General features: G+C 44.7%; 22 protein-coding genes. 12 read left to right on the top strand and 10 right to left on the bottom strand.

Annotated features, from left to right (window positions below; translation table 11 throughout):
- The first annotated feature begins 4 nt into the window (after nucleotides 1-4).
- From rbsK to ICC18_RS15005, 3 genes are all read left to right on the top strand, one after another.
- Entirely contained in the window at nucleotides 5-928 is a 924-nt protein-coding gene (gene rbsK, locus ICC18_RS15015) for a ribokinase (RefSeq protein ID WP_188175226.1), read from the top strand.
- A gap of 163 nt (nucleotides 929-1,091) precedes the next feature.
- Nucleotides 1,092-2,834, top strand: a complete 1,743-nt coding sequence (locus ICC18_RS15010) for an ABC transporter ATP-binding protein (RefSeq protein WP_188175225.1) — start codon at nucleotides 1,092-1,094, stop codon at nucleotides 2,832-2,834.
- A 19-nt stretch (nucleotides 2,835-2,853) separates the two neighbouring features.
- The gene (locus tag ICC18_RS15005; protein WP_188175224.1) at nucleotides 2,854-4,602 is read left to right on the top strand and encodes an ABC transporter ATP-binding protein; all 1,749 of its coding nucleotides are present in this window, start codon (nucleotides 2,854-2,856) and stop codon (nucleotides 4,600-4,602) included.
- A gap of 34 nt (nucleotides 4,603-4,636) precedes the next feature.
- Here the strand turns inward: ICC18_RS15005 and ICC18_RS15000 are convergent, their stop codons facing one another.
- Genes ICC18_RS15000 through ICC18_RS14985 form a run of 4 tightly spaced genes read right to left on the bottom strand, consistent with a single transcriptional unit; the run spans nucleotide 4,637 to nucleotide 9,028 of the window.
- On the bottom strand, nucleotides 4,637-5,077 hold the full coding sequence (locus ICC18_RS15000) for a GerAB/ArcD/ProY family transporter (protein ID WP_312029536.1): 441 nt from the start codon (nucleotides 5,075-5,077) through the stop codon (nucleotides 4,637-4,639).
- Nucleotides 5,078-5,129: 52 nt separating this feature from the next.
- Nucleotides 5,130-6,317 carry a Ger(x)C family spore germination protein gene (locus ICC18_RS14995; RefSeq protein WP_188175223.1) on the bottom strand — a complete coding sequence of 396 codons (1,188 nt, stop codon included), beginning with the start codon at nucleotides 6,315-6,317 and terminating at the stop codon, nucleotides 5,130-5,132.
- A gap of 18 nt (nucleotides 6,318-6,335) precedes the next feature.
- Nucleotides 6,336-7,901, bottom strand: a complete 1,566-nt coding sequence (locus ICC18_RS14990) for a spore germination protein (protein WP_188175222.1) — start codon at nucleotides 7,899-7,901, stop codon at nucleotides 6,336-6,338.
- Nucleotides 7,902-7,927: 26 nt separating this feature from the next.
- Nucleotides 7,928-9,028 (bottom strand): GerAB/ArcD/ProY family transporter, encoded by a 1,101-nt coding sequence (locus tag ICC18_RS14985; protein ID WP_188175221.1) that lies wholly within the window; start codon nucleotides 9,026-9,028, stop codon nucleotides 7,928-7,930.
- Between the two features lie 155 nt (nucleotides 9,029-9,183).
- On the opposite strand from ICC18_RS14985, the gene ICC18_RS14980 reads away from it, so the two are divergent.
- Nucleotides 9,184-10,035: a hypothetical protein gene (locus ICC18_RS14980; RefSeq protein ID WP_188175220.1), complete on the top strand. Its 852-nt coding sequence runs from the start codon at nucleotides 9,184-9,186 to the stop codon at nucleotides 10,033-10,035.
- Nucleotides 10,036-10,171: 136 nt separating this feature from the next.
- On the opposite strand, the gene ICC18_RS14975 is transcribed toward ICC18_RS14980, so the two are convergent.
- Entirely contained in the window at nucleotides 10,172-10,714 is a 543-nt protein-coding gene (locus ICC18_RS14975) for a hypothetical protein (protein WP_188175219.1), read from the bottom strand.
- Between the two features lie 207 nt (nucleotides 10,715-10,921).
- Here ICC18_RS14975 and ICC18_RS33735 point away from each other — a divergent pair, with 207 nt between their 5' ends.
- Nucleotides 10,922-11,101, top strand: coding sequence for an aspartyl-phosphate phosphatase Spo0E family protein (locus ICC18_RS33735; protein ID WP_312029532.1), 180 nt, complete (start codon nucleotides 10,922-10,924; stop codon nucleotides 11,099-11,101).
- A 44-nt stretch (nucleotides 11,102-11,145) separates the two neighbouring features.
- Here ICC18_RS33735 and ICC18_RS14965 read toward each other — a convergent pair whose 3' ends face one another.
- Nucleotides 11,146-11,433 (bottom strand): hypothetical protein, encoded by a 288-nt coding sequence (locus ICC18_RS14965; RefSeq protein ID WP_188175218.1) that lies wholly within the window; start codon nucleotides 11,431-11,433, stop codon nucleotides 11,146-11,148.
- 205 nt (nucleotides 11,434-11,638) lie between these two features.
- Between ICC18_RS14965 and ICC18_RS14960 the strand changes: the two genes are divergently transcribed.
- From ICC18_RS14960 to ICC18_RS14940, 5 genes are all read left to right on the top strand, one after another.
- On the top strand, nucleotides 11,639-12,070 hold the full coding sequence (locus ICC18_RS14960) for a Fur family transcriptional regulator (protein WP_188175217.1): 432 nt from the start codon (nucleotides 11,639-11,641) through the stop codon (nucleotides 12,068-12,070).
- Nucleotides 12,067-13,452: a PDZ domain-containing protein gene (locus tag ICC18_RS14955; RefSeq protein ID WP_188175216.1), complete on the top strand. Its 1,386-nt coding sequence runs from the start codon at nucleotides 12,067-12,069 to the stop codon at nucleotides 13,450-13,452. The genes ICC18_RS14960 and ICC18_RS14955 overlap by 4 nt, the downstream gene beginning before the upstream one ends.
- Before the next feature lie 175 nt (nucleotides 13,453-13,627).
- Complete coding sequence (locus ICC18_RS14950; RefSeq protein WP_188175215.1) at nucleotides 13,628-14,059, top strand: hypothetical protein; 432 nt, start codon at nucleotides 13,628-13,630, stop codon at nucleotides 14,057-14,059.
- 1 nt (nucleotide 14,060) lies between these two features.
- Nucleotides 14,061-14,339, top strand: coding sequence for a DUF2653 family protein (locus ICC18_RS14945; protein ID WP_188175214.1), 279 nt, complete (start codon nucleotides 14,061-14,063; stop codon nucleotides 14,337-14,339).
- 120 nt (nucleotides 14,340-14,459) lie between these two features.
- Entirely contained in the window at nucleotides 14,460-14,930 is a 471-nt protein-coding gene (locus ICC18_RS14940) for a DinB family protein (protein ID WP_188175213.1), read from the top strand.
- A 4-nt stretch (nucleotides 14,931-14,934) separates the two neighbouring features.
- On the opposite strand, the gene ICC18_RS14935 is transcribed toward ICC18_RS14940, so the two are convergent.
- From ICC18_RS14935 to ICC18_RS35055, 3 genes are all read right to left on the bottom strand, one after another.
- On the bottom strand, nucleotides 14,935-15,483 hold the full coding sequence (locus ICC18_RS14935; RefSeq protein ID WP_188175212.1) for a hypothetical protein: 549 nt from the start codon (nucleotides 15,481-15,483) through the stop codon (nucleotides 14,935-14,937).
- A 575-nt stretch (nucleotides 15,484-16,058) separates the two neighbouring features.
- A complete protein-coding gene (locus tag ICC18_RS14930; protein ID WP_188175211.1) occupies nucleotides 16,059-16,259 on the bottom strand; it encodes a PspC domain-containing protein in 201 nt (66 codons plus the stop codon).
- A gap of 284 nt (nucleotides 16,260-16,543) precedes the next feature.
- Nucleotides 16,544-17,185: a DUF2238 domain-containing protein gene (locus ICC18_RS35055; RefSeq protein ID WP_512699402.1), complete on the bottom strand. Its 642-nt coding sequence runs from the start codon at nucleotides 17,183-17,185 to the stop codon at nucleotides 16,544-16,546.
- A 197-nt stretch (nucleotides 17,186-17,382) separates the two neighbouring features.
- On the opposite strand from ICC18_RS35055, the gene ICC18_RS14920 reads away from it, so the two are divergent.
- Nucleotides 17,383-17,577, top strand: coding sequence for a hypothetical protein (locus ICC18_RS14920; protein ID WP_188175209.1), 195 nt, complete (start codon nucleotides 17,383-17,385; stop codon nucleotides 17,575-17,577).
- A gap of 63 nt (nucleotides 17,578-17,640) precedes the next feature.
- Here the strand turns inward: ICC18_RS14920 and ICC18_RS14915 are convergent, their stop codons facing one another.
- Nucleotides 17,641-17,811, bottom strand: a complete 171-nt coding sequence (locus ICC18_RS14915; protein WP_188175208.1) for a hypothetical protein — start codon at nucleotides 17,809-17,811, stop codon at nucleotides 17,641-17,643.
- Between the two features lie 107 nt (nucleotides 17,812-17,918).
- Here ICC18_RS14915 and ICC18_RS14910 point away from each other — a divergent pair, with 107 nt between their 5' ends.
- Complete coding sequence (locus tag ICC18_RS14910; RefSeq protein WP_188175207.1) at nucleotides 17,919-18,722, top strand: amino acid ABC transporter substrate-binding protein; 804 nt, start codon at nucleotides 17,919-17,921, stop codon at nucleotides 18,720-18,722.
- The last annotated feature ends 11 nt before the right edge of the window (nucleotides 18,723-18,733 follow it).

The following is an 18,733-nucleotide window of genomic DNA, read 5'->3' as shown; positions in this document are numbered from 1 at the left end:
CATTATGCAAGATAAAAAAGCAAAAATCGTCGTGGTTGGCAGCATTAATATAGATCTTGTTGTTAAATCCAAGCATATCCCCGTTGCCGGCGAGACGGTCATCGGTCAGGAGTTTGCAACGATTCCCGGCGGCAAAGGGGCGAATCAAGCGGTAGCTGCGGCAAGGCTGGGCGCGCATGTCGAGATGGTTGGCTGCGTGGGCGGCGATACATTCGGGAAGCAGATGCTGGAGCAGCTTGCACACGAAGGAGTAGGCATTTCTTATGTCATTAAGGAGTCGCAGCAGACGACCGGTGTGGCGCTTATACAAGTGCAAGATGGAGAAAATCGGATTACCATCGTACCGGGAGCCAATGCTTGCGTTTCGCCGGAACATGTTGAAAATGCGAAGTCAGTCATAGCAGACGCAGATGTTCTGCTTGTACAGCTTGAAATTCCGCTAGAGACGGTCCTGCGGGCGGTACAGCTCGCAAAAAGCCACGGCGTGAAGGTCATTTTGAATCCTGCACCTGCCGCCGAGCTTCCTTCAGACATTTGGCAGTATGTTGATTTGGTAACGCCAAATGAGACGGAAGCGGCCATTTTGACGGCAGGCAGGACTAATCTTGCAGATGAGTCTGAGCTTATGGGCGAGCTTTGCAGCTTGACTAAGACCAACGTGATCATTACTCAAGGCGAAAAGGGCGTTACTTATCACATTAACGGCAGCTCCGGGTCATATCCGGCATTTCGGGTTCCTGTAATAGATACAACGGCAGCAGGCGACTCCTTCAATGCCGCCTTGGCCGTGAGGCATGGAGAAGGGCTGCCGCTGGAGCAGTCCATTGAATTTGCGACCAAAGCAGGCGCGATCACGGTATCGCGTTTCGGTGCGCAAACCTCGCTGCCGACCCGGCAAGAAGTAGAACTTTTTGACGCCCGGAACTGATGCGAAAATAAGCTTAATTGAAGCGACGATCCATTGCTTCAATTTTAAGCTTATTTTTTTATAAGTATATTTTCCGCTGCGAACCGCCCTGTTCGCGTAGACTTGCCATGGATAAAACTGTAAAATCAATGTGTGTATCGGAATACGGAAAGAGGTGACTAACGTGTCTTTTGTGATTCGGCTCAAGTGGTTTTTTAAATGGAGATGGAGTCGTTATGCGGTAGCCATCGCATTGATGGCATGCGTCAGTCTGCTGACGACGATCCCGCCCAAAATGATCGGGAATACAATCGATCTAATTCGAAAAGGAGGATTAACCTCTTCAGGCTTAAGTCAGACCGTGATTTTGCTTGTGTGCCTTTCCCTGCTTATATATGTGATGGTCTACATATGGATAACGACCTTATTCGGGAACTCGGCATTGATTGAGAAGCTGCTCAGAGGAAGGCTGCTCGCGCATTTGACCAGGATGACACCGGCTTTTTTTCAGCGAAACAGTACGGGGCAGCTGATGGCGCTTGCGACCAATGACATTCTGGCCATCGGACAGACTGCCGGTTATGGCGTCATGACGCTGGTGAATACGCTCGTGGGAGCATCCATCGTGATCATTACGATGATTTCCTTCATCAGCTTCAAATTAATGCTAGCCGCATTGATTCCGCTGCCTTTTCTAGCCATAGCCATAAGTTCCTTGGGTAAAAAAGTAAGGACGCGCTTTCTCGCAGCCCAGGCGTCCTTTGGCAAAATGAACGACCATGCGCTGGAGTCGATATCAGGCATTCGCGTCATTCGTTCATATGTACAGGAAAATCATGATCTTTCCGCTTTTGATAAAGTGACCTCGGACGTCATGATTAAGAACAAACGAGTATCCATATTAAACGCTCTTTTTCAGCCGGTCATTTCGTTGATCGTCGGGTTAAGCTACACGATTGGTATCGGTTACGGCTCTTACCTTGTATTTGATGATCAAATTACGCTCGGTCAATTGATTTCTTTTAACATTTATCTGGGTATGCTCATCTGGCCCATGATTTCCTTCGGTGAGTTTATTAATGTGCTGCAGCGCGGAAGCGCTTCGGCGGATCGTCTTGAAGAGTCATTTACACAGAAACCGGATATGACGGACACAGATGCACCGGTAGCTATCAAAGTCCCGACGTCGATCGAAATGAAAAAGTTAACCTTTACATATCCGACCTCCAGCCATCCTAGTCTCGTCAACATTTTCTTCCGTTTGGAGCGAGGTCAGACGCTGGGTATTGTAGGCAGAACAGGCAGCGGAAAGAGCACGCTGCTAAAGCAGCTTCTGCGCCAGTATCCGGTAGACCCAGAAATGCTTTTCGTCGCAGGCGTTCCTATCGAACAAATTGCCATGGACCAGATGAAGAGCTGGGTCGCTTACGTGCCGCAGGAGCATCTGCTGTTGTCCAAATCGATTCGCGACAATATCGCGCTCGGCAAGCCAAATGCATCAGCGGATGAAATTGCTAGAGTCATAGAAATGGCCTCTTTTACTCAGGATATTTCCCAAATGCCCGAGGGGCTGAGTACGATTGTCGGCGAAAACGGCGTGATGCTGTCCGGCGGGCAGAAGCAGCGTCTGGCCATAGCAAGAGCAATGCTCATTGACTCTGAAATTTTGCTGCTCGATGATGCGCTGTCGGCGGTGGATGCGCGGACGGAGAGCCGAATTCTTCATAATATCCGCGTGGAACGAGCGGGCAAAACGACATTGATTACGACGCACCGTCTATCCGCGGTCAGCCATGCGAATTGGATCCTTGTGCTGGATGACGGACGGATTATCGAGGAAGGCACTCATGATGAATTGATGCTGTTCGGCGGTTGGTACAAGCAGCAGTGGGATCGCCAGCAGATGGAAGCCAGCCTGGAAGAGTGACGTTGAAGGGAGCACTTAAATGCCAAAACAATCCACGGCGAGAAGACTATTCGCATATGCTCTCGTCTATAAATTCAGAATTATCGGCGCGCTGCTCATTCTTTGTTGTGCGGTTGGCGCCGAACTTGGCGGGCCATATATTACCAAAACCATTATTGATCAGCACTTGAGTACCGATGCGCGGGATCTTGCTGCCGTGCTAGGTCTGCTTGCCCTGTATATGGGACTTCTCCTTATCGCAAGTATCGGCAACTTTACTCAAGCCTACATCCTCCAATCGACCGCGCTGCAAATCATCAAAAACATGCGGATGGATTTGATGCGGCACATTCAGCGGATTCCTTTGCGCTATTTTGACAATACGCCGATTGGACAGGTTGTATCGAGAATTGCCAATGATACGGAAGCTGTTCGCGATCTGTTCATGAGCTTTATGGCGACATTCGTCGTGAGCATGGTACAGTTGACGGGCATTTTCGCCGCCCTATTCATTTTGGATGTGCGTCTTGCGCTGTTCTGTCTGCTGCTTCTGCCGCTGTTCGTGTTGATAATGATCATCCATCTGAAGTATTCCAAGGTATTCATCACCATCATGCGTGCCCGGCTCAGCGATATGAACGCAATGATTAACGAATCCATCGTCGTCATGCCGATTATCCAGGCTTTTCGCCGCGAGAAAGTGACGATTGATGAATTTGAAGTATTGAATGAAGACCGCTATGTGAATCAAATCAAACAGTTCAGGATATTTTCCTTGTCTTCCCGCAATATCGTCGGAACGATTGGCAGCTTGGTGACGGCTTTAGTCATCTGGTATTTTGGCCGTGAGTCGCTGCAAACGGCGATATCCTTTGGCGTGTTTTATGCATTTATTGATTACTTGGGCCGGATCTTTCAGCCGATTATAGGGATTTTTGATCAGCTTACGAATGCGCAGAGAGCGTTCGTTTCCGCTGATAAAGTGTTTGCGATCATGGATATGGAAGGCCATGAGGTCGGGAAGACGGATCATGTGAGCCGCCCTGAAGGTATCGTGAAATTCGATGACGTGACGTTTGCATATAAAGCTGGAGAAAATGTGCTGAAGCGGATTTCCTTTGAGGCGCATAAAGGGGAGACTGTGGCGCTTGTCGGCCACACGGGTTCAGGTAAAAGCTCGATTATCAACCTGCTTCTGGGGTTCTATGAGCCCGATGACGGTAAAATCACGATTGATGGACGAGACATTTCAACCTTTTCCAAACAAGAACTCCGTAAGCATATGGGCATTGTTTTACAGGATCCGTTTTTGTTTGCCGGTGATATTAAATTCAATGTGAGCCTCTATAACGAAGAAATTTCACTGGATCGTGTAAAAAATGCGCTCAAAGATGTAGGCGCAGCACCTTTCATCGAGCAACTGCCGAACGGCTATGACGAGCAGGTGGTAGAGCGGGGAAGCACGCTGTCATCCGGGCAAAGGCAGCTCATTTCGTTTGCCAGAGCGCTGGCGTTCGATCCTTCTATTCTCATCCTGGATGAAGCGACAGCCAGCATTGACAGCGAAACCGAGGGGTTAATCCAAAAAGCGCTGAAGGTCGTCAGCGAAGGCCGAACTACGCTAGTCATAGCGCATAGACTATCTACGATTCGTGATGCCGACCAAATCTTGGTGCTGCATCGCGGTGAAATTGTCGAACGGGGTAATCATGATACGCTTATGGCGCTTGAAGGTAGATACTACAAGATGTATCAGCTGCAAACAAGGGAGCGGGCATTAGAGGTGTAAAATAAAAGGCTGCCACAGCAACGGCAGCCTTTTATCAAATTTTTCGAATAACGGCTACGCCAATCATACATACAGGTAGTAGAAAACCGAATGTTAGGGCATAGGGAAACCAAATTTTTGAAACGAAATTAAGAAAATAGCTTGCATTCGGGTATGAAATAATGGATAAAACAATGAGAATCATTGCTAACGGAAAATGTAAAGGACGAGCTTCTTTCATTTTCATGATTTGAGCGAAACTGAGAGTTGAAGCATAAAAAAAGCCAAATACAGCTTCACACATCTCCACCAAGGTTTGGTTAGGAAATTGCTTTGTCAATGCACGGTATAAATAGACCGTCAGCAATCCCGTGCATACGCCCAAAATTGCGGCTATCCATGCATTCTGTTTGGCTTCTATTGCGAGAGCGGAGGGGGTAATTAAAATGGCGCTTCCTACTGTAAATAGAGTGACAATTATGGTAAATTGCCGGATACCGATAATGCCATGTTCTATCTTCTTACCTCCCTCACGGTCTTTACTTCGCTCATTCCTTTATTTCTTCTACCAGAGAGTCGCTTACGGTACCCAAACGGCGAATTTTCACTTCTGCATTTACATGGACAGGTAAATCATGAAATTGTTCCTTCCAATTGTCTTTATTTTTGTTCCAATATTTAGGATCTGCTCGGTAAATGGCTTCACCAAAGCCGAAAATATCGACATTATTTTTTTTTGCTTTTTGAATGGCAGAATCTATGATGGCATGTACTGCCTTTTGCGCTGATTTCTCGAGTTCCTTGATGCTCTTTGGATCGATTAAATCGATTTCGCATTGGACTTCACCCACATTTTCCTCTAAAAAAACATCGACAAAGATTTCCGGGTTGCCGTTATTCACTTTGCCTTTCATTCTCGTTTTTGACCGTACAACTTCCAGAGCCATTATTCCGCCTGATGGACAAGCCGTATGTCCGATCGTGCTTTTAACATTATCAATAATATAATTGTATCCTTTGCTTTCTTGTTCATTAAGCCAACCGACAAGTTTGTCTTTCTTAAAAAGGGCTACGCCAGAATATCGCAATATTGCCTTAGGGTCTATTTGGGTCACATTACTTCTTAGATTACCTTTAGTCGGATCGCCTATAATTTGTATGCCTGTTATTACAGGATCTTTTCCTTCTGTTTGCAGATCGGAAATTAATGTGTTTAATTTTACTTTTACCGTAGGCGCCCAAATCTTTTCGGACATCTCTAAAGTAGAATACATTTTATTCGATGGGATTTTTTCGATAGGTGTAAGAATATTTAATACATTCTCTGCCGTTGTTCCTCTTGCAACCACTACATAGAAATCAGTTCGCATTTCATGATTTCTTGATATACCATCCAGAATCGGCGTAATTCCTTCTCTTGCCAGTTCTTCGCTGATGACAAGAATCCGAAGATGAGCAGAATACACTTTTCTTGGACTTTGCGTGGCAATTTTCCTTAATGCTTCAAAAATGGTTTGGGATGTAGCTTGAAAGGTGCTTACTGGTGTAGTTTGTCCAGCCCCGCCCATTTTGGAAGCCACTTCACCAGGGTTCACTATTTGAACCGTCACCTGTACTTGATCGCCTTTTTTATCGAATCCCATACCAACTGAAATGGCGAGATCATTCAGTTCGCGCCGGCTCCAGCATCCCGTGAGGAATCCAAGGACGATGAACAGCATTAAACATCTTCGCATGACCGATGACTCCTTTATCTAGGATCGAGGTTCAGGTTTATTCGTAGGAGCATTGTTCTCTCGGATGTTATTTTTTTGACTAATAAGGCGAGGCCTTGCAAATAATGCCCACTGCGGCAAACGAAAAATCGTATCTTTCTGATCCGCTAAAATAAATGGTGCCATTGGAGCCATGTACGGAATTCCAAAAGACCTTAAACTGCATAAATGAAGAACGATCGCGATAAGCCCCACTGTAATGCCATATAACCCAAAGGAAGCAGCGATTATCATCAAAGCAAATCTCAAAATCCGAATCGTAATAGCCATATTGAATGAGGGGATTACAAAATTGGCAATGGCAGTTATGGCCACTACAATAACCATCGCAGGAGATACCAAACCCGCTTCTACAGCGGCTTGGCCGATGACCAAAGCGCCTACAATGGAGACCGCTTGTCCGACTGTCTTTGGCAGCCGAACACCGGCTTCCCGAAGGATTTCGAAAATGATTTCCATGCCGACTGCTTCGATAAAAGCCGGGAATGGAATCCCTTCTCTCTGAGCGGCTAAACTGATCAGAAGAGAAGAGGGCAGCAGTTCCTGGTGAAAGGTAGTGATGGCAATGTATAGAGACGGAGCCAGCAAAGAAATGAAAAAGCAGACGTAACGGAGAAACCGCAGGAGCGTTGAAAAATCTGCCCGTTGGTAATAATCTTCTGCAGATTGATAAAATTGGGTAAAGAGTGCAGGCGCCATAAGCACAAAGGGAGTGCCGTCAACAAGAATAGCTACACGCCCTTCCATTAAACCTGCCGCGATTACATCGGGCCGTTCCGTATTATATAAGGTGGGGAAAGGAGTGAAGGTCTCGTCTTGGATCAGCTCTTCGATACTGCCGCTTTCAAAAATGGCATCGATATCGATACGTCCGAGCCGAATTCTTGCTTCCGCCACTAACTTGTCATTAACGATTCCGTTTATATACATAATGGCGACTTCCGTTTTGCTTACACGACCGATTGTCATGGATTCCATCCATAGGTTAGCATCTTTGATTTTGCGTCTGATGAGTGCGGCATTGGTGCTGATTTGCTCAGTAAATCCCTCACGGGGGCCCCTTACGACCGATTGTGTGGATGGTTCTTCTACGGACCGATGTTCCCCGCCCTGTGTATTCGCTGCGAACCCTTGAGCATATCCGTCCACTAATATAACCGTGAATCCGGATAAGACAGATTGATATAAGGTATCAAAATCGGAGATATCGCGAACTTGTCCGAGAGTGCTCATTGAATTTCTTAAAGCGTTCAGTGTGAACTCACATGAATCAACTTTAAGATTTTCTGTGATGAGGGCTTGAATAGATATGGGACTAATCAGTCCATTTATGTAAATGAATCCAATTTGAATCGTGCTTGTTTCTTTAAGAAGTATGGTTTGTGTGATGATATCCTTACTATGACCAAAGGCTAGCTTGATCTTAGCGATGTTAAGTTCCAGTGATTTCTCAAGGGGTTGCTTTGATACCGGTAAGTCACTCTGATTAAGCTGCGTGTCTATTGAGCGGTAGTTATTCTGAAGAATTTTCTTGATGAACTGCATGATATCGCCACCTTTTCAAAGTACTCTTATTTCTTGTACAGTGACTTTCGCGCTGCTGCAACCCCTAGCATGATAATGGGGTACAGCAGCCCAAATGTTAAAGCGTAGGGTATATATGCTTTGGTATCAAACTCTGTCATGTAAGCGACATTAGGATAGACAACGAGCGAATAAACAACCAGAATCATACCTAGCGGAAAAACGAGCGGGCGGTAATCTTTCATATTCAAAATTTGAGCCAGACCTGTGACGAATCCATAAAAATAGAAGGTTGTCTTGAAATAAACCGTTAGAAACCAGATCCCTGCGATAAGGATTTCAACTCGTTCCAAAAAATTGCCGATACTGATTTGCTTGGCTAAAGCATAGCTTGGAAACATATGTCTTTCCGTCATTTTAGTTCCCAATACCGATATGCATAAAAAGGTGATGATGATGAAACAAGCTCCGCCAATAACGGTGGAAGCAAGATATGCCTTTTTTGCCTTATCAACTTGATTAACATGAACAGGATACACCATAAACAACGCAATAAATGGCAGTGAAGAAGTGCCCGCCACGGATAAGGCAGCTTTAATCATAGGTTTGACTCCGGCTGAGAATGCGGGCTGAAGCTTGACCATATCAATTTCCGGTAAAAGACAAAGGACCAAAATAACAAAGAGCATAATGATCCACGGAAAAAAAATCTCTGCAGCATGAACTAAGGTTTCTAGTCCAAGACGCACACCCATCACAACAACGATTGCAAAAATAATATTGGCAGCTTGAATGGGTGTTTCGGGCATCACTTGCGTGTTAATAAAATTCCCCATATAAAATAAAACTGTAGCTGCCCCGATAAAAGAAAAGGAAATAAATAAGAGAGAGAGCAGCTTCCCCAGCCATATCCCAAACAATGCTTCGTTATATTCGATCAAGGTCATGTTGGGAAAATAATTAGCGACCCTGTTGTATAAGCATACGATTAGCACATTCAGACAAACTCCCAAAATAGCAGCCAGCCAGGCATCTTGTTTGGCATCGGCAGCAAGTCCCGAAGGGATGATCAGGATTGTGGTCCCGATCGTATAGATAATCACAAGGACACCAAATTGACGAACAGATATTTTAACGTCTTTTAACATAATTTCCTCTCCTGAGGATTCCATTTAAAGATACTATTCCCATATTTCCATAAATCATCAGCATAAAAAGGATTATCCAGCTGCCGCCACATAATTATTTGTTCTTTTACAAATAATGCATAATGGACATCTTTAGGCAGGGAGTGGCAAATGGGATGCTCTACATCATAACTTTGGCAATTTTTTTCATTTGGATGGTTATGTTGCTTCGAAAAAAGCAGCTTTCTTGGCATTCGATTGTTACCTCATATGCAATTGCAGTATTCAGCGCGGATATGCTTGAGGTTACATTCAACCTGCTTCTTAATTTGTACAAGTTTCCGACGCATTTGGCGATCGATCCGGTCAAAGATAATGAATTTGGCATCATTTTCGGGGATACGTTAATTCTGCCGTTTACCTTCATCGTATTTGTCTATTATGCAAGGCAAAGTCCTCCCTGGAGAACATCGCTTTTATTCGCATTGCTATCCATCATCCAGGAGTGGATCTATTTGAGATTAGGATACATGAAGTATCTTCATTGGAACTTAGCCTATTCGGCTGCATTCTATGTGGCTGGGTTCCGCCTAGGCGCCTACTTGGCTCCGCGTATCGCAACCTACAATCCGCCCGTTCCCTACCGGATACGTCTGATTTGTTTTTCACATACCATCATCATGTGGGCCGGCGCTTTATTTGCTTCGCCTTTGCTAGAGATGTTTCAATTCAGACCCGGCGTGTTTAATGATCATATGGCGGATTGCCGGTTTACAGATCTGCTCTCCGGAGATGTCCTAAGCGTACTCTGTACGATATTCATTCCAAGAACGCCTAATCGGTTCAAGCCGCTTGCTTTTACCGTGATTGCTTGTATCGGCATTTCCTTCGCACTGTACGCTTATTTCAAAGGGTGGTTGATCTATCATAATTGGAACCATTTTTTTATGGTTCTGCGGTATATTGTACCTTTGGCCTTAATCATGTTGTACGATCGTTGGGAATTATCCATGGAACGTGCGAAATAAGGGGGAAATTCAAAAAGACGGCTCTTTCCGCTCCATATGCGGAGGAGCCGTCCTTCTATTTACCGCCTTTATTGCCAGGGGATTAATCATTCCCGTACAAAACAGATACTTCAATGTCCTGATTGTAATTACCGAATTATTTGCCAAAGAGACTGACGCCGCCGCAGTGCTCGGCTGTCTCCAAACAAGCGATTCTAAAGTAAATATCTTGTCCGGAAGTAATGCCTAGCTCTTTGATCGTAACGTCAGACAATTGAATGCCATCCAAGAAGGCGCCTTCCTTGTTCACGGAAATGGTTTTGAGCAAGCCGTGCTTCGTGCCGAGACTCCACCATACGGGGGTGTGTACGCCTGGGTCAGCCCCGAAATCGCCAGGGCAGGTCCATACCCCAATCCGAATATCTTTAATATAAAAGGATATGTCTGAGGGCCAATTTTCATTGAAAGCGGGCGCTTCTGAGCAAATTTCCATGGAAATGGTTAACTGGCGGGCGCCTTGTTTCCCGACCAAGTAATTCGGGATGCGATACTCCAGATATCCGCTGCCGAACCAGATATGCCTGGCTTTGACATGCTCGGGGTCGCAAGCGCCGATACGGATGAAAGCCAGGGGGCAGCGAGTCCGTGATTGGAAGATGGAAGGGCGTAACGCGGGAACTCCGCCGATGTTTCCTAACACGGACGGTCAGCCCATTGAAGAACTTGAATTAGTCCCTTATGGCAGTGCAAAGCTGCGAGTTGGGGAGTTTCCGCTTATCAGAACTACAAGATAATAGTTTTGTTCATTTTGTTCACGGCAGCAACGACAAATAGTAACACCCTTTTACAACCAACTTGTATATAATAGGATTTGTTGTGTTATTTATCAGGAACGGAGATAAGCGATGTGGAACAAATCCTTTTAGCAAAGATCGAAGCCGTACGCCTTCAAATGATCCAAGAAGCATTCATGCAAAGAAGTCTTACACATGAGAATGTCGTTGCGCTTAGTCAAAGATTGGATAGATACATAGCTTTTTATCAAAAGCGAAAAAAGAAAAATGCTAAGTTCGCTGCTGCGAATTGATAAAAAAAGGCTGCCGTCATCGACGGCAGCTTTTTTGAATGCGATTACATTTTGCTTCTGATATTGGATATATATTTGATTACGACCCCTAATGCGCCGATGTAGTAACCAATCTGCAGCAACCAACCTGTTTTATCCAGGGGCATCATGTTGGCGATGAGGAATAATGGGAAAACATAATAGAGTAAATCTTGCAGATAAGTCAGAATCAGATTGTAAGAGAAACTGCTGGCTTTGAGGGATTGATATAAGCCCAGCAAGAAGCTAAGTCCCATCAATCCAAGCACAACCCACATGGTATACAGCATCCAACCTGTAAGTGTAAGTGTCATTTAGTCTCACCTCCTTTAGGAGGATTCACTTGCGTACTATAATATATGGTAGAGAGAGCAGGTTGTACACGACATGCATCCATATTTGCAAAGTCATTTTTTCTTTGGACTTCAACGAATCAAGGGCGCCTCTCCGTTTGCCTTGACTACTTTGCTCCTTTACGGCACTATGAAGATATAGTATAACGTTGAAAGGATAACAAACATGTCGGAAACGAATAACGTCGAACAAATGATCAAGGTCATGTCCAGGAACGGGTGGAGGATCACGGATCAGCGCCGATTATTGGCCGAAATATTTGCCAAAACAGATGGGTATTTATCCCCTAAATATGTCTACGACCAAATGACCGTTCACTATCCGAGCGTCAGCTTCGATACGGTATATCGCAATTTGAGATTGCTGAGCGAGATGGGGGCGCTTGAACAATTTTATTTCATGGATGGCGGTTTGAAATTCCGGATGAATTGTTCGAATCATCACCATCATCACTTGATCTGTATGAATTGCGAAAAAACGTTGACGTTTGACTATTGTCCCATGGAAACTACCTTGAAATTGCCTGGTAATTTCAAAATTATTAACCACCGTTTTGAAGTTTATGGCGTTTGCGAGGAATGTCAGGAGAGTTCATGAAACCGTTTCAGAGGTTGTATTATTTGGGCATGGTCTTGGCCTTGTTCTTATTCGTGGCAGGCGAGCTGATCTGGTTGCCGGATCCGTTGCGATTCGGAAACGGGGTATATTGGATTGATGCCCTTGATTTGCTTGTCTATGTACTTGCGCTAATTCCGCTGATCTGGGCGATAACGGCTGGATTTATCCTCGTTAGGTTAAGGAGAATTCGAGTGAAGCGGCGTTTCGGTTGGGCCCAATTAAGATCCGGGGCTGTAATCATTGCCGGTGTGACAGCAATCATCGTAATCATAACGATTCCGAAGAAGCTTGAGTTTTCTGTGAGTGCTTTGGTGCTCACATGGCTGCTCGTATTTGTTGACTTATTTTTCATTGAGCGTAATTTGCGCAAAATTCCGGTTCAGAGCATATCCGCGTTTGTTGTAACGATTTGCTTATTGATTGTATTATTTTTTCCAACCCGCTATTTGGTCACCTATCCAGGTATGACTCTGAACATGAGTCGGTATGCGCAAGCGAATGGCGGGAGCCCGCATGGCGAGATTTCCGGTGTGCTTGTATTTGACCGGCCGGCTTTCCCGATTGACTGGGTTTATGCCAAGTTATTCCCGCACTATACGTTTGAAGTTAATAATCTTGGCATATCCATTGGTGAATACAATCAACAAGTACGGGTCATGAAATCGGATGCAAATGCCGCGGGAAGCGCCATTGCATTGCAGAAGCTCGGCAGAGGCAAAGGTATCATCCCCAAAGGGGTCCTCGTTACGGGGCTCGCTCCAAATAGTCCTGTTGAGGGCATCTTACGGCAAGGCGATGTGATTGAGGAGGTAAGCGGGCAGGCTATCAAAACCGTACAAGAATTAACGGATCGTTTGGCTGCGACTAGTCCTGGCGATCAAGTTGAGGTAAAAGTACTACGCAATAGTAACCGAGAGACGCTTTCGGCAAAGACCCGTGCCAATCCGGACAATCCAAAACGGGCAGCGTTTGGCATCGATGTAAGCAATGAACTCCAATACGACATTCCCGAGACTATAAACTATCATAACTATTTGCTTCATGAAGGAGGTCCATCGCATGGAGCGATGCTCGCGCTTACCTTGATCGATCAATTTACCCCGTGGGGTATCTTGCACGGTAATAAGGTGGCGGGCACTGGAACCATTGAGCCGGATGGATCCATTGGTCCCGTCGGCGGTTTGGAGCAAAAAGCCTATACGGTTAGCAGAACGGACGCAGATGTGTTTTTTGTTCCCGTTAAAAATGAAAAGGACGCGAGAAAAGGCGCCCCTGGATTGCAAATCGTGCCTGTGCGTACATTAGACGATATATTGAGTTGGTTGAGGGAAAATCCTAAACAGCCGGGAATTACGCATTGATTTTCCGCCGCGAAAGTGATGCAGCTTCATCACGGATAAGAGATCGAGTTGCTGGAAAGCCTACCCTTTATAAAAATTTATATTTTTTTTGAAACCAATACCCAATGTAGAACGTATGAAATGGACTAGAGTGATTCACTCACTCATTAACTATAATTCTGGAGGGTTAGACAGTATGATGAAAAAATTAGTAATGCTGTTAATGGCAAGTATGTTGGTGTTCTCTTTTACTGTGCCAACGCTGGTAGAAGCTAAAACTTCTTATAAAGCGCCGCGCAAAAGCTACACGCCGACAGATCAGCAAAAAGCGCCAACCAACAATGTTTCGAAAACTGATCCTGCAGGCACGACAACAAAGACTCCTGGCGCTACAACTCCGACTACAAAGCCCGGCTTTTTCAGCGGCGGTTTAATGAAAGGTTTGTTAATCGGGGGAATGGCCGGCCTGTTATTCGGAGGCTTATTTGGAGGCATGGGAGCGCTCGGTAATATTTTAGGTTTACTAGTGAACGTGCTCGCCATTGTCGTCTTGGTTGTTCTTATTAAAAAGGTCGTCACTTACTTCATTAATAGAAGAAAGATGAATCAGAATCAGAAGAGGTACTAGGATGCGCCTGGGGGAACAAGAAATCGTTAATGCGGTCTGCTTGAATATGGCGGAGCGCAAAGGTCTCAAGCCAACAGACGTTGATGTCGAGCTCATGTGGGATGAGGACTTGGGATTCTCTGCTGAAATATTTGCAGGAGGTCGCAGTCAGATTCTCACGCATGCCAATCTGCGCGAAGCCATCGTGCAATATTTGTTCAACAGCTACCAGATGCGCGTTTTCTCGGATCAAATCCGGTTTAATCTGGAAGAAGAGATCGTCGCTGATATAGCAGTTTAATTCAAATTGATAGCAAAACCACTTTTCTCATGCGGGCATCAGCATTGGGAAAGTGGTTTTTTCATGATGAAACTGTTTCTTTGTCGTTACGAAGATTATATGCCAAATGGAGGAGTCTCTTTGAAAAAAATGTTCCGGTATAATTGGGTAGTCAGGGAAGATTGGTACCGATGGTGTGAGGAGGTTCCGGAAGAGGAACTGCTTCGTACCCGTAATGGCGGCGTGAACGGAATCTTGAATACGCTCTTTCACATTGTTGACGTGGAGTGGAGCTGGATACGGTCCATACAGGGGAAATCCGATTTTCAAGAGGGTTTCGATCGTTATAGGAGCCTGGATAAAGTTCGTAAGCTGGAAGCGGAATTCCGGCCGGAAGTTGAGGCCTTTGTGAACGGCTGGGACGAGAGTCTGGAAAATCGTCTTTTTAACGATCTTCGACCGGATGGGAGAATGGTTACATATACTTGGGGCGAGGTCACTCGTCATGTGATCGCTCACGAGATTCATCATGTCGGCCAATTATCGATCTGGGCGCGTGAAGTTGGGAAGAAACCCGTTTCAGCAAATTTCATCGGCCGAGGCCTCATGTAGTTTGTTATTCCGCTTGTCTGACGATGAGATTGATCATGTAACTTTCTTTACCTTCATTACTTTCGTCTTTTACGATCTGCACGGTTGCTTCCAGTTTGTCGGATTTACCGTTAAGGAATACGGAGTTCAATGAGTCCGCACCCTCGTCGTTTAAATCTGTTCGCTCAGGCTTGATGCCTTTATCTTGCAGTGCCTTCTCGTAAAATGCCGCCAAATCTTTTATCGGTTTAGAGCTGGTTAAGGCGACGATAAAACTTTTTGCCCCGTTTTCGGTGGAGGTCATAGAGCTTTCGATCTTAGCATCCGGATGAGAGGGCAATGGGAACCCGTCCGGCAGCTTCTTGGCTTCTCCGCTGATTTGTAATTGCTGCCCATCTTTGGAGGTGACGGTGATTGCTTCCCCTTCTTTGTCGACTTTGACTCCGGTGGACTGTTCGATAAGTTTCTCAGCTGTACGTTCGGCTACTTTCTCGCTTACTCCACATCCGGAGGCCATACCCGTCGTTGCGAGCAGCAGAATGGAAAGTACGCCGAATCTTTTCAAATTTAACATTTCAATAAATCCTCTCCTTACTTAATTTCGCTACCAATCGTATCATATTGCCGTAATGAAAACTGTATCCTTTACTACACTTTGAAAAAAAAGATAAAAAACCATCCAAACGTGATTGGATGGTTTTTTGTATATGCATCTGGCAGTCAAAGTGTGAATATTGTGGATAATATTTACATGAAAATGGTCTAAGTCACAACTTGTGTGACTATTATATAGTAGTTACAAGTTATTGTTTTCTTAGGGTTCTCAGCCTTACAAAGATGGGGGGTGAGACGTATGAGATTCATCATTATTATCATCTCTATATTAGGCAACGTTTCCACGATTATTGATTTTTGGTTTAAAATGCGCAGATTAATCAAATGGCTCAAAAGACGTTCGAAACAAACAAAGACCACCCGATAGGTTAGCGGCCATGCAGGTGATCTTTATTTGTAACAACTGGTCATCCATTTGTTGGAGTCGGGGTTATATCCCCTGACTCCTTATTTATTGTATTAGGTAAAGGTATTTCTATGACTCATTTTACGTTTTTTATTTTTATCGAAATGCACACTGCCTTCTTTGTATGATTAACTAAAATGAATGTAGGGTTCTTTAGGTATTAGCATGCTCGCGATGAAATATAGAAGCACCGTAGTTCCAATGCTGCAGATGGCCGCGATAACCATGACTAAACGAATGAGGGTAGCATTGATACCCAGATACTGGGCGATCCCTCCGCAAATTCCTGTTAATCGGCTGTTCGAAGTTGAACGATAAATCTTTTTCATTGTAATTTCTCCTCTCGGTTATATGATTTCGACTTGTGAAAGCGTCGTTAAGCTCTTGTCTTTCATGTCTTTATTGTAAGGCTTCTGCGATGTCGGGAAAACAGACCGGCGGCGGTATTAAAGGCTGGTCCAAGGTCGGGGGCAGCACTTGACTTAAGACGAAGTTAACCAAAACTTTTCACTAGCTCCTCACGTCAAAAATCAATAGGAACAACTTAACCTACGGTGAAGCTTGGTCTCTCCCAGAGAGGCGTTAAATAATGGCCAAGAATCCCCAAGTTGTGTCATTTACTGGTGACATGAATTTGGGGATCTTCTGCGTTGTCAACATCAATCAGCGGCAATTCCTTTTTCCGTGCTTTATAGGTTAGATATCGACTGGTTGCAATAGCGCCTGCCGTTCCGCAAATAATATCCCACATCGTATCGAGGAGACTTCCCATTTGGGAAGTGAGCCCGAATAACCAGTCTGTGGTGAACTCGTGAATTTCCCAAAATCCAGCCATCGCAACCGCGAAGAAGAAACTGAACCATACGGCTATCTTGGATTGGAGGTGGAGTATTTCAACATGTTTATTGATTTGCCTGAAGAACAGAAGTCCGACAAAGCAGAGGATAACCCCCGAAAATACATGCTCGATTTTATCCAAATAAGGTATAATGCTGTAAAATTCAAATTCATTAGCCAAAAACATCGCAACAAAAATGAAGAACAGGATGGAAAATCGGAGTGCCGGAAACATCTTGCTTTTTGTAAATTTGATCAAAACCCGGATTAAAACTAATACGAAGGCGATTAGAAGGGCCTGATAAACCTTTGCATAGATGCCCTTGACTAGAAAATAACATATGCAAACGGCGGCAAGAGCGTATAACGCAGCTTCAAAGTAATCATTCCATTTGTCTTTGGGATGCCTGCTAAAAATACAAACCCCTCCCTTTATTTATTCAAGCAATGTAATTCCAGTTATATATTTTACAAAAATCCAAAATTCAATTACCAAAATTATGTTACTTTAGAACAAGTAAATAAATGAGCGCCCATCTTCTGAATAGCTACCATTTTATTTATCGAGCCGCTTTTGATAAGATATAGAAGGTAAATAAACTTGGAGGTAATCATATGCTGACACCAGGAACTATCCTCGTAGAGGATATTGATTTTGAGAAAGCGCGAAATCAAGGCTGTAACATCGAGGCAAGACAAGCGAATTTGAAGGTTTTTGGACCGGGCAAAATTCGTGCATACGGTACAATTCAAGTCACGATCGAAGAAAAACAACTGCTGAGATCCGTAAATCAATTTGTTGTCGTTTAAAATGATGCTTACAAACAAGAGCAATAACGGAAATTCCGTTATTGCTCTTGTTTGTGTTGGTTATTATTCATTATTCTGCTTGGCGTTGATAACAGTGCAGCTGCCAGGATAACCGTCTTTCTCCATCATTTCATCCAAATGCTCTCGCATGATTTCATCTCCCGGTATATCGGCTACAAGTTTGACGGGAGGTTGATGAAACTCCACATGCCCTTTCGGTTTGCTATCGGTCACAAGTTCACCGCCCTCTTTTTGAAATAGCCCTCAGGTGAATAGCATTAACCAAATTTAGAAAAAATAGTAGGCAGTGAGAATGATCAATTTTCCATGGGGGTTACAACATGAAGCAACGATTTACGGCATCCCTGATTTTCGTATTGATTTTGATCCTAGCGGTAGTAGGCTGCGGCACGATTAATGGGCAAAAAGCAGCCGAAGGCAATATCCCAGCTCCAACCGCTCAAACCCAAGGTGATATTACGATCGGTACCGAAGGTACGTATGCGCCATTCACGTTTCATGATAAAGGCGGTACCTTAACGGGATTTGACGTTGAAATGGCCCAAGAAGTGAGTAAACGTATCAATCGCACACCTCGATTCATAGAAACCAAATGGGATGGGATGATCGCCGGTCTGGATGCCAAACGCTATGACATGGTAGCTAATGAAGTGGCGATACGTCCGGATCGTCTGGAAAAGTACGATATGTCCGACCCGTATATCGTATCTCGTGCGGTACTTGTCGTACAGGCGAATAATACGGATATCAAGACGCTAGACGACCTGAAAGGCAAAAAAGTGGGTCAATCTTTAGAAAGCAATTACCGTAAAATCGCCGAAGAGCACGGTGCGGCGATTACGGCGGTTGAAGGATTTAATCAAGCTATTGATCTGCTGACATCAGGACGCATCGATGCCACGATCAACGACAGCCTGTCCTACCTGGATTTGAAAAAGCAGCGTCCGGATTTACCGATCAAGACCGTGTTCGAAGAGCCGAATGCAACAAGCAATGCTTTTTTGTTCAGAAAAGGGAGTAATGAGCTTGTTCAGCAAGTCAATAAAGCTCTTGCAGATATGAAAAGCGATGGCACCTATCTGAAGATTTCGCAAAAATGGTTTAACGCAGACGTTTCCAAGTAAAGGACTAGGGG

The organism is Paenibacillus sedimenti, from assembly GCF_014534655.1.
GTDB lineage: Bacteria > Bacillota > Bacilli > Paenibacillales > NBRC-103111 > Paenibacillus_E > Paenibacillus_E sedimenti.
The sequence above is the reverse complement of the archived record's forward strand: the minus strand, read 5'-3'. Positions and strand labels throughout refer to the sequence as shown.

Bases quoted from the DNA above. Each gene is read 5' to 3' on its own strand.
- rbsK (WP_188175226.1), top strand. From the start codon at position 5: ATGCAAGATAAAAAAGCAAAAATCGTCGTGGTTGGCAGCATTAATATA.
- ICC18_RS15005 (WP_188175224.1), top strand. From the start codon at position 2,854: ATGCCAAAACAATCCACGGCGAGAAGACTATTCGCATATGCTCTCGTC.
- ICC18_RS14995 (WP_188175223.1), bottom strand. From the start codon at position 6,317: ATGCGAAGATGTTTAATGCTGTTCATCGTCCTTGGATTCCTCACGGGA.
- ICC18_RS14990 (WP_188175222.1), bottom strand. From the start codon at position 7,901: ATGCAGTTCATCAAGAAAATTCTTCAGAATAACTACCGCTCAATAGAC.
- ICC18_RS14985 (WP_188175221.1), bottom strand. From the start codon at position 9,028: ATGTTAAAAGACGTTAAAATATCTGTTCGTCAATTTGGTGTCCTTGTG.
- ICC18_RS14980 (WP_188175220.1), top strand. From the start codon at position 9,184: ATGCTCTACATCATAACTTTGGCAATTTTTTTCATTTGGATGGTTATG.
- ICC18_RS14965 (WP_188175218.1), bottom strand. From the start codon at position 11,433: ATGACACTTACACTTACAGGTTGGATGCTGTATACCATGTGGGTTGTG.
- ICC18_RS14960 (WP_188175217.1), top strand. From the start codon at position 11,639: ATGTCGGAAACGAATAACGTCGAACAAATGATCAAGGTCATGTCCAGG.
- ICC18_RS14955 (WP_188175216.1), top strand. From the start codon at position 12,067: ATGAAACCGTTTCAGAGGTTGTATTATTTGGGCATGGTCTTGGCCTTG.
- ICC18_RS14950 (WP_188175215.1), top strand. From the start codon at position 13,628: ATGATGAAAAAATTAGTAATGCTGTTAATGGCAAGTATGTTGGTGTTC.
- ICC18_RS14945 (WP_188175214.1), top strand. From the start codon at position 14,061: ATGCGCCTGGGGGAACAAGAAATCGTTAATGCGGTCTGCTTGAATATG.
- ICC18_RS14935 (WP_188175212.1), bottom strand. From the start codon at position 15,483: ATGTTAAATTTGAAAAGATTCGGCGTACTTTCCATTCTGCTGCTCGCA.
- ICC18_RS14930 (WP_188175211.1), bottom strand. From the start codon at position 16,259: ATGAAAAAGATTTATCGTTCAACTTCGAACAGCCGATTAACAGGAATT.
- ICC18_RS14920 (WP_188175209.1), top strand. From the start codon at position 17,383: ATGCTGACACCAGGAACTATCCTCGTAGAGGATATTGATTTTGAGAAA.
- ICC18_RS14910 (WP_188175207.1), top strand. From the start codon at position 17,919: ATGAAGCAACGATTTACGGCATCCCTGATTTTCGTATTGATTTTGATC.